Consider the following 8893-nt stretch of genomic DNA (forward strand, 5'->3'; position numbering starts at 1 on the left):
AACCATTCATAAAGTGACGTTTTAACGTCAAATTACCGTTAGATTAACAAAATAGCATCATTTATTTTTTTCCTGTTTTCATACTACTTATGGAGCAGGAAATGATTGGAAATGAATTTTACCGTACAGGAGGAACGCCTCAGTTGGGCGTTAGTCCGCTTTCATGGATCAATGAGGTATTACACGATCTCGGTGAAGGAACAACCGCTGAGCAATGTCTTTCAGAAGCCGCAAAAGCAGGCTTTACCGGCGTGGAGCTGAGCCGTATTTTTCCGCGCAATGCCACTGATCTAAAAGCACTGCTTGGAAAGCACCATCTGCAGCTGATTTCTGGCTGGCATGATGGCTTCCTGACTGAGCGCGACGTTGAAGCGGAGCTTGAGGCAGTTCATGCACATGCTTCGCTGTTACGTGACTGTGGCGCAAAAGTTATGGTGTACGGCGAATGCGGCTGGATGACAGAAAACGCACTGGATGTACCCCTTTCCGCGCGTAAAATTTTTCCACCTGAACAGATGAAGGCTTATGCCGATCGTCTGACCCGCTTTGCCGATGCGCTTTACAGCGAATACGGGCTGCGGCTCGCCTATCACCATCACCTGATGATGGTCGCGGAAACCCTTGATGAGGTTCGTTCACTCATAACGTCCTGCGGAGCATCTGTGGGATTACTGCTGGATACCGGCCACGCCACGGCAGCAGGCTTTGACTATTCAGTTCTTCTTAATGAGTTTGGCTCCCGTATCGGCCACATCCATCTCAAAGATGTCCGGGCTGAAATGCTTCAGCGGGTACGTGCTGAAGGGATCAGCTTCAATAATGCCGTTCGCGCCGGGCTGTTCACCGTACCGGGTGACGGCATGACGGACTATGCGCCGCTGGCAGATTTTATTGCTTCAGCAGGTTACTGCGGCTGGCTGGTGGTTGAAGCCGAGCAGGATCCCGCCGTCGCGCTGCCGGCTGAAACCGTCAGCCGTGCCCGGCAGTTTGTCTCAGCAAACATTCTGAATATTGCGCAAAAGGAAGCCTCTGTATGACACGTAAAAAGCTTAACGTTGGCCTGATTGGCTCCGGTTTTATGGGGCAGGCGCATGCTGATGCGTGGCGGCGCGCCGGGCTGCTCTACCGTAACCTGCCGATGGAGCCCGTATTGCACACGCTGGCCGACGCCACCCCTGAACTGGCGGCAGAAGCAGCACGTCGCTTTGGCTTTCATCAGGGCACCGCGGACTGGCGCGCCATGATTGACAATCCGGATATTGATGTAGTGGACATCACTACGCCTAACAGCATGCATGTGGAGATGGCGCTTGCCGCCATCCGCGCCGGGAAACACGTTTACTGTGAAAAGCCGCTTACCGTTACCCTGTCAGATGCACAGATGCTGGTTCAGGAAGCCGAACGCGCCGGGGTAAAAACCATGGTGGCGTTTAACAACATCAAAACACCTGCCGCACAGCTGGCAAAGCAGCTGATTGATCGCGGTGATATCGGCACGCCAACGCGCTTTCGCGGCTGGTTTGATCAGGGCTTTTTCAACGATCCTGACCTGCCATGGAGCTGGCGATGCTCACGCGAACAGGCCGGTTCCGGCTCACTGGGTGACCTCGGTTCACACGTTGTCAGCGTCGCGCAGTATCTGATGGGCCCGGTAAAAAGCGTCATGGGTCAGGAGCAGATTTTTATTGAATCCCGCCCGGCTCCCGGTGCTGGCTCCGGTTACGGTGCAAGTGCTGACAAAAAGGCTGACCGAATCGGGGTTGAGAATGACGATCAGTTTCAGTCGCTGGTCACTTTCGAAAATCGGGCGGGTGGCGTCATCGAATCATCCCGTATTTCTGCCGGCAAAGTCTTTGGTATCGCCTGGGAAGTCTCAGGCACGGAAGGCACCATCATGATGGACGGCGAGCGATTTAACGAACTGAAAATTGCCCGTTACAGCGATGCAAAACACGACCGCGGCTTCAAAACGATCTATGCAGGTTCACAGGTCGAACAGTTCGGGGGCTTCTTCGGTTTTGACTTTGCTGGCGGCGGCCTCGGTTATTTCGATGTAAAGGTTATTGAAATTTACGATCTGATAAAAGGCCTGAGTGGTGAGACGGGCTGCTTCCCTGATTTCCGTTTTGGTCTGGAAAATCAGGAAATTATTGACGCCATGGTGCGTTCTTCATCCAGCGGCACGCGCGTAGATATCAGGAGCCAGGAAGTATGAAAACAATGACAGGCATTGCTTTACTCGGGGCAGGACGGATGGCGAAAGTTCACGCGGCGGCCATTGCAGCCGCTGGCGGACGGATCGTGACGGTTTTTGACCCGGTTACCCAGGCCGCTGATGCGCTCGCCACACAAACCGGTGCGGCTGTTGCCTCAACGGCGGAAGCCGCCATGACACATCCGGAAGTGGGCGCGGTGGTGATTGCCACCTCATCCGATACTCATGTTGAACTGATCCTGGCTGCTGTGCAGGCCGGCAAACCCGTACTGTGTGAAAAACCCATTGCCAGCAGCCTTGCTGAGGCCCGGCGCTGCATTGCACTTATTGGCGAGGAGGCGGCAAAAAAAGTTTTTCTCGGATTTAACCGCCGTTTTGACCGGGGGCATGCCTCTGTACGTGAGGCGGTCCATGCCGGAGAGATCGGCCGTCTGGAGCAGCTCACCATAACCAGCCGTGATCCTTCACCGCCGCCGCTGGAGTATGTGCCACGTTCCGGTGGCCTGTTTCGCGACATGATGATCCATGATTTTGATATGGCTCGCGGCATTGTGGGAAAAGAAATTGTCAGCGTGACCGCGCACGGTTCATCCATTATCGATCCTGAAATCGGCCGTCTCGGTGATGTGGACACGGCAAGCGTAACAATGGTAGCCGAAGACGGCACCCTTATTACCATTCTCAACTCCCGCCGCTGCAGTTTTGGCTTCGATCAGCGTATTGAAGCGTTTGGCTCAGACGGCATGGTGATGTCTGATAATCCACGTCAGTCCGGTTTTACACGCTATTCAGCCGCAGCTCCCGGCTGTCAGGCTCCCATACTGGAATTTTTTATGGAGCGTTACGGGCCGAGTTATACGGAAGAGATGCGTCTTTTCCTGGACTGCGCCCGCGAAGGTAGAGAGATGCCGGTAAACGCGCTGGATGGCCTCAAGGCCGCCTGGCTGGCCGAAGCTGCAACCTGGTCCCTCAAGCAGGGAAAAACTATTTATCTGACCAGCCCCGATCAGGAGTTTGAAGATGCGTGAATCAGCAAAAAAACATGAAAATACCGTTGCCATTGTCACAGGTGGTGCTCAGGGCGTGGGTTTTGCTATTGCCCGGCAGCTGGTGATGGAGGGCTGCACGCGTCTGCTACTGGCCGGGCGCGATACGGAGAAAGGTGCGCGTGCGGTCGATGAACTGGGCAGTCTGGGCGCGACGGCAAAATTCATTTCTCTGGATTTACAGGATGTGGCTGCCTGTCTGGCATTAACGGAGCAGGCGGTTTCACAGTTCTGCACGGTAAACACACTCGTGAACGCAGCCGCACTCGGTGCGCGTGGAACATTAACAGACACGTCTGAAGAACTCTGGGATGCCATGTTCAATACCAATGCCCGCGCGCCGTTTTTTCTTATGCAGGGCTTTGTTAAGTACCGACTGTCGCAGGGCGGGCAGGGGTCGATTGTCAATATTCTCTCTCAGTGTGCTCACTGCGGGCAGTCCTACCTGTCTCCCTATTCAGCGTCAAAAGGGGCACTGGCCACACTCACTAAAAACGTGGCGAATGCCTACCGCTTTGACCGCATCCGCTGTAACGCCATTCTGCCGGGCTGGATGGACACGCCGGGAGAAGATGCCACGCAGCGACGCTATCACGGTGCCACAGACGGCTGGCTGGCGCGTGCGGAAGCGACACAGCCGATGGGGCAACTCTGTAAGCCACATCAGCTTGCGGCGCTGGCAAGCTATCTGCTCAGTGACGAAGCCGGCGTAATGACCGGCGCCCTGATCGACTATGACCAGAATGTAGCCGGAGCCTACCCGGAATAAACCGGCAGCCCGATTCTGTACCCGGATTTACCCTACACAATCATAAAAGGTTCAGAACATGAAAATGACAAAACATCTTACCACTCTCGCTCTGTTGTGCATGTTACCGGCCAGCGTTCTCGCCCGCGACATCACAATTGGTGTGAGCATGGATCACTTTGACGATAACTTTCAGACTATTTTGCGTCAGGCGATGCAAAAAAAAATGAAAGCGCTGGGTGATGTGAATGGCCAGTTTGAAGATGCCAAAGGTGATTCAGCCCAGCAGTTGCAGCAGGTTGAATCTTTTATTGGTCAGGGTGCCGATGCCATCATCGTGACGCCAACCGATACGCAGGCCATGAAACCCATCATCAGGCTGGCTGAAAACGCGAAAATTCCTCTGGTCTTTGTTAACCGGCGTCCGGAAGCAGCGCTTGCCGAGCGTATGGCTTATGTTGGCTCTGACCCCAGACTGGCCGGAAAAATGCAGATGGAAGCTATGGCGAAGCTGATGAACAATAAAGGCAACATTATGATTCTGATGGGTAATCTGTCCGGCGAAGATACGCGTGAGCGCACTAAAGGCGTGGAAGAAGTGGCAGCTGCTCATCCCGGGATTAAAATTCTTGATAAGCAGACAGCATTATTTTTTCGTAAAGAAGCAAATGATGTGACAACCAACTGGCTTCTTTCTGGTCAGGATATTAATGCAATAGTAGCAAATAATGACGAAATGGCGATCGGGGCCATCCTTGCACTGAAGCAGGCAGGTCAGAAAGATATTCTGGTTGCCGGCATAGACGGCACTCCAGATGCGCTGCAGTTTGTTAAGCAGGGAGAGCTGAACGTTACGATATTCCAGGATGCCAAAGGGCAGGGTGACGGTGCCGTGCAGTCTGCTATCGCGCTGGTTAAAGGGCAGAAAGTAGAACAAAACGTGTTAATTCCCTATCAGATGATTACCAAAGACAACTATCAGGACTTTGCCAAACGTAATGTCCGCTGAGGCAAAAGCAGCCCCTGACACAGCAAACACGGACGCCTGGCGTCCGTTTTTATTTTTTCACATACATCCTTTGTCATTCCTGGCGCATTTCCGGCTCTCTGTAGGCTGTTTCCGGCACCGGGTTGCCTTCGCGCCTGGCCAGTATGACTTCTTCCATTGATTCAAGCGCCACGCCCCGCGTTTCAGGGACGTAACGGCCAATGAACCAGTAACACCATACAGCGCAGACAGCAAAAAACAGCATTGGAAAAGCACCGTTAAAGGTGGCTGAAAGCCATGCGTTATCATTTATTATCGGAAAGAGCTGGGAAACGACAAAATTTGCCGCCCACTGACATCCAATAGCGATGCTCATACCTGATGCACGCATCCGGTTAGGAAAAATTTCAGACACCAGCGTCCAGCCGACCACACCCCATGAAAGGGCATAAAAAAACATAAAAACCAGCATGCCGAAGAGAGCCATATAGCCGGTTGTCCCGCTGAATAGCGCATAAGAAAGAAGCAAAAGCCCGATAATAACGCCGAGTGTGCCGAAGCGCATCAGCGGAAGACGGCCTGTACGATCAAGTAACATTGCGCCGGTAATGACACCGATAAGCTGGAACACACCGATCCAGATGGTCTGAAACAGAGCTTCCTGTGCACTGCCGGTCACCGTCTGGAGCACAACAGGCGCGTAATACATCATGACGTTAACACCGGTAATCAGCTGCATTACCGCCAGAGTACAGCCCAGTAAAAGAATGAATCGCGTTGTGCTGTTTCCGAACCGGATTTTACTGCTGTTTTGCGCCTGCTCATTTCTGAGTGAACTCTTGATTTCAGCGAGAACATTCTGTGCGTGCTGCGGGTTGGAAACTTTTGTCAGCATGGCAAGCGCGTCATCATCACGTCCGGCCATAACGCTCCAGCGCGGCGATTCAGGAATAATAAAGACCAGCGCGCAGAACAGGGTACAGGGGAGCACGCCAGAACCAAACATCCAGCGCCAGCCGGTCTCTGTCAGCCAGGCGTCAGAAGCATCCCTTGCAATAAGATAATTCACCAGAAAAATGACAATCTGACCCGACACAATGGCGAACTGCTGCATACTCAGCGCGCGGCCGCGCATATCTTTAGGTGCTACTTCAGACATATACATCGGGGAAACAGTCGCTGCCAGTCCGACTGCCAGGCCGCCGATAAGCCGGAAAACAACAAACAGGGAAAATGTTGTCGCTACGGCGGTACCGATGGCCGAAACGGTAAACAGCAAAGCCGCCAGGATGAGGGCTTTTTTACGCCCGTATTTTCCTGCAATCACACCTGCACTGAACGCGCCAGCAACGCAGCCAATAACGACGTTTGACACGGCCCAGCCGGTTTCCGCTGCGCTGAGGTTAAAATGTTTCTGTAGCGGCTCAATGGCACCTGATATGACTGCCGTATCATAACCAAAAAGTATTCCTCCGAGTGCTGCAATTCCGCAAATGAGTAAAATATACGACGTGTTATGCTTACTTCTGGCTTTCATTGAATCACCTGTGAATAAGTTTCATAAAAACATGTCTGGAGGGTATGTGTAGTTTTGAAATAAATAACTTCATCTCGTAATCAAATAGAATAACCATTCTTTAAGCTGAGGTTTGATTAATTTTTTATATTTTTGAGCTTGGTCAGAAAAAAGCTGGATTCAGAAATTATTTAACAAAAATATCAATAAGTTAATGAGTAATAAGTATCTTTAGTAAGGTTTTTTACTTTGAAGGTAAAGCGTCAAATTTTTTAATGACTATGTTTAAAAATTAATTTAAGATCGGGTTGCTCGGTTAATGCGCATTCTTGATCTATTGAGTCTTATTGATTTTCCCTTTACTTCAATTTGACTAATTTTTTATTATTCTTGATGGTTAAGCATGAAAAATGTCATGTTCAGAAATCAAATTGGTTTTCTGTTGATTCATGATCTAGAGGTCATACCGTCTTTGGCTATAATTTGAAAATCATTATCCTGTTCTTTACTGGCAAACATGTGTCAATTTTTACATGTCAGTTTATAGCACATAGCGTACATTGATATCTGTATCCTGATGGCCCCTCCGGCTCCCTGGCGTTACCGGATCGTTGAGCCTCAATTCGCTGACCGGCAAAGCCGGTATCGACGTTGAATATCTCCTTATGTGGAGCCAGACGCCGGGAAAGGATCAAATCGGGATGTCCTATCCCTGTCTGCTTAAAGAGTAGCCGCCTTCATTTTCAGCGAAATATCAGAGACTGATGAGCGGCGGTGCCTGCGCGCGCGCCGTCGCCAACGGCAATGGCCACGCTGCCTGCGGCAACTGCTGCATCTCCGCAGGCGTATACTCCGGGGACGGAGGTTTCGCGCATCGTATCAATCTTAATAAACTCTCCAGTCGGCCCGGCTTCCAGCTCACATCCGAGCTGAGCGGCCAAAGGAGAACTCAGGCGTGTCCGGGGCTGAATAAACAGCCCGGCAAGTCTAATTATACGGCCGCTGGCGAGGGTGATATCGGCCTGTTCTTTCCCGACAGACGAAACCGGCTCAGCTTCTACCGTCACGCCACGCCGGGCCAGCTGGGCGAGTTGCGCGGCATCAGGTTCGAATACCTCATTGAGAAACAGCGTGGTTGGTCCCCAGTCCGGTAGCATTAACGTCTGATGAATAGCCAGCGGCGATGTCGCCAGCACGCCAGTCATTCCGCCATTCAGTTCATACCCGTGGCAATAGGGACAGTGAAAAACCTTCTTTCCCCACAGCGCTGACAGCCCGGGGAGGTCTGGCAGTTCATCCTTAATTCCCGTTGCCAGGATTAAGCGGCGCGCCGTGAATGATTGCCCGGACCCGGCAGTGATCCTGTATCCAATTTTTTCCGCCTTTGCATGGATTGCAGTGTTCGTAATCCACTCTACCGTGGGATAGGCCATCAGCTGCTCGCGCGCCTTGCTGGCTATCGCGCCAGGATGATATCCATCATGTCCCAGAAAACCGTGCGAATGGTCAGCAAAGCGATTACGGCGTTGCCCTGCATCTATGATCAAAATCTGCCGGCGCGCCCGTGCTAGCTGCAGGCCTGCGGAAATACCGGCGTAGCTCCCGCCAACAATAATCGTGTCATAAATCATCTTGTTCTCCTGACATCTATAACGGCTGAATAGGTTTCGATACAACATAAGTTACTTGATAATGAAGAGTCAATATTATCGTAACTTATGCTGTTTCGAGTTATGCTCATCATTAGTTCTTCAGGAAGCGATCGACATGAGAAATGACACCCGTCTCTCCCGCATGCTGCACGTATTGATCCACATGTCCCGGCATGACCGGCCCGCCACGTCGGATACCATCGCAGAGATGCTTAACACCAATCCAGTGGTGGTGCGGCGCACCATGGCCCTGCTAAAAGAAAAGGGCTATGTGCGTTCAGAAAAAGGCCATCGGGGTGGCTGGTCGTTAGCGAAACCGCTGGCGGATATCACCTTGCTGGACATTCATAAGGCGCTGGGCTCCTCTTCACTGTTCGCGATCGGCTTGTCTACCGACCACCCGGAATGCCTGGTAGAGCAGGCGGTGAACGCAGCGTTAACCGAGGCGTTCGACGCGGCGCAGGCGCTGCTGTTAAGACGACTCGAAAGCGTCACCCTGGCAGAATTAGCCAGCGATTTTGAACGCCGCTATTTGACTCTTTAATGCCTCTGCGTGAGAGAGTTTCAGCTAGCTGACAGCCTGCCTATGCCCGCTTCGGCGTAAACTTTTAAGATTCCCTGTTTGTCTGTGTGCCTGCCCCTTTGCCTGAAACCTGTGATTCAGGGACGATGGCATCTGACTGCTGACTGCTGACTGCTGACTGCTGACTGCTGACTGCTGACTGCTG

At 52.1% G+C, this 8893-nt stretch carries 8 protein-coding genes; 6 read left to right on the plus strand and 2 right to left on the minus strand.

Annotation, left to right across the window (positions count from 1 at the left end; genetic code table 11):
* Positions 1-101: 101 nt before the first annotated feature.
* Genes iolE through IBT54_RS18760 form a run of 5 tightly spaced genes read left to right on the plus strand, consistent with a single transcriptional unit; the run spans position 102 to position 5018 of the window.
* Positions 102-1037 (plus strand): myo-inosose-2 dehydratase, encoded by a 936-nt coding sequence (gene iolE, locus IBT54_RS18740; protein ID WP_201252724.1) that lies wholly within the window; start codon positions 102-104, stop codon positions 1035-1037.
* Positions 1034-2215 (plus strand): Gfo/Idh/MocA family protein, encoded by a 1182-nt coding sequence (locus IBT54_RS18745; RefSeq protein ID WP_201252725.1) that lies wholly within the window; start codon positions 1034-1036, stop codon positions 2213-2215. Before iolE ends, IBT54_RS18745 begins: the two co-directional genes overlap by 4 nt.
* A complete protein-coding gene (iolG, locus tag IBT54_RS18750; protein WP_201252726.1) occupies positions 2212-3243 on the plus strand; it encodes an inositol 2-dehydrogenase in 1032 nt (343 codons plus the stop codon). Before IBT54_RS18745 ends, iolG begins: the two co-directional genes overlap by 4 nt.
* Positions 3236-4030 carry an SDR family oxidoreductase gene (locus tag IBT54_RS18755; RefSeq protein ID WP_201252727.1) on the plus strand — a complete coding sequence of 265 codons (795 nt, stop codon included), beginning with the start codon at positions 3236-3238 and terminating at the stop codon, positions 4028-4030. The genes iolG and IBT54_RS18755 overlap by 8 nt, the downstream gene beginning before the upstream one ends.
* A 58-nt stretch (positions 4031-4088) precedes the next feature.
* Positions 4089-5018, plus strand: a complete 930-nt coding sequence (locus IBT54_RS18760) for a sugar ABC transporter substrate-binding protein (protein WP_201252728.1) — start codon at positions 4089-4091, stop codon at positions 5016-5018.
* Between the two features lie 73 nt (positions 5019-5091).
* Here IBT54_RS18760 and IBT54_RS18765 read toward each other — a convergent pair whose 3' ends face one another.
* Together IBT54_RS18765 and IBT54_RS18770 are read right to left on the minus strand one after the other, a co-directional pair.
* Positions 5092-6534, minus strand: a complete 1443-nt coding sequence (locus IBT54_RS18765) for a sugar porter family MFS transporter (RefSeq protein WP_201252729.1) — start codon at positions 6532-6534, stop codon at positions 5092-5094.
* Positions 6535-7256: 722 nt separating this feature from the next.
* Positions 7257-8144 carry an NAD(P)/FAD-dependent oxidoreductase gene (locus tag IBT54_RS18770; RefSeq protein ID WP_201252730.1) on the minus strand — a complete coding sequence of 296 codons (888 nt, stop codon included), beginning with the start codon at positions 8142-8144 and terminating at the stop codon, positions 7257-7259.
* 136 nt (positions 8145-8280) lie between these two features.
* Here IBT54_RS18770 and IBT54_RS18775 point away from each other — a divergent pair, with 136 nt between their 5' ends.
* Positions 8281-8709 (plus strand): Rrf2 family transcriptional regulator, encoded by a 429-nt coding sequence (locus IBT54_RS18775; protein ID WP_201252731.1) that lies wholly within the window; start codon positions 8281-8283, stop codon positions 8707-8709.
* The last annotated feature ends 184 nt before the right edge of the window (positions 8710-8893 follow it).

Origin of the sequence: Pantoea sp. S62 (genome assembly GCF_016658625.1) — a bacterium.
Lineage (GTDB): Bacteria > Pseudomonadota > Gammaproteobacteria > Enterobacterales > Enterobacteriaceae > Pantoea > Pantoea vagans.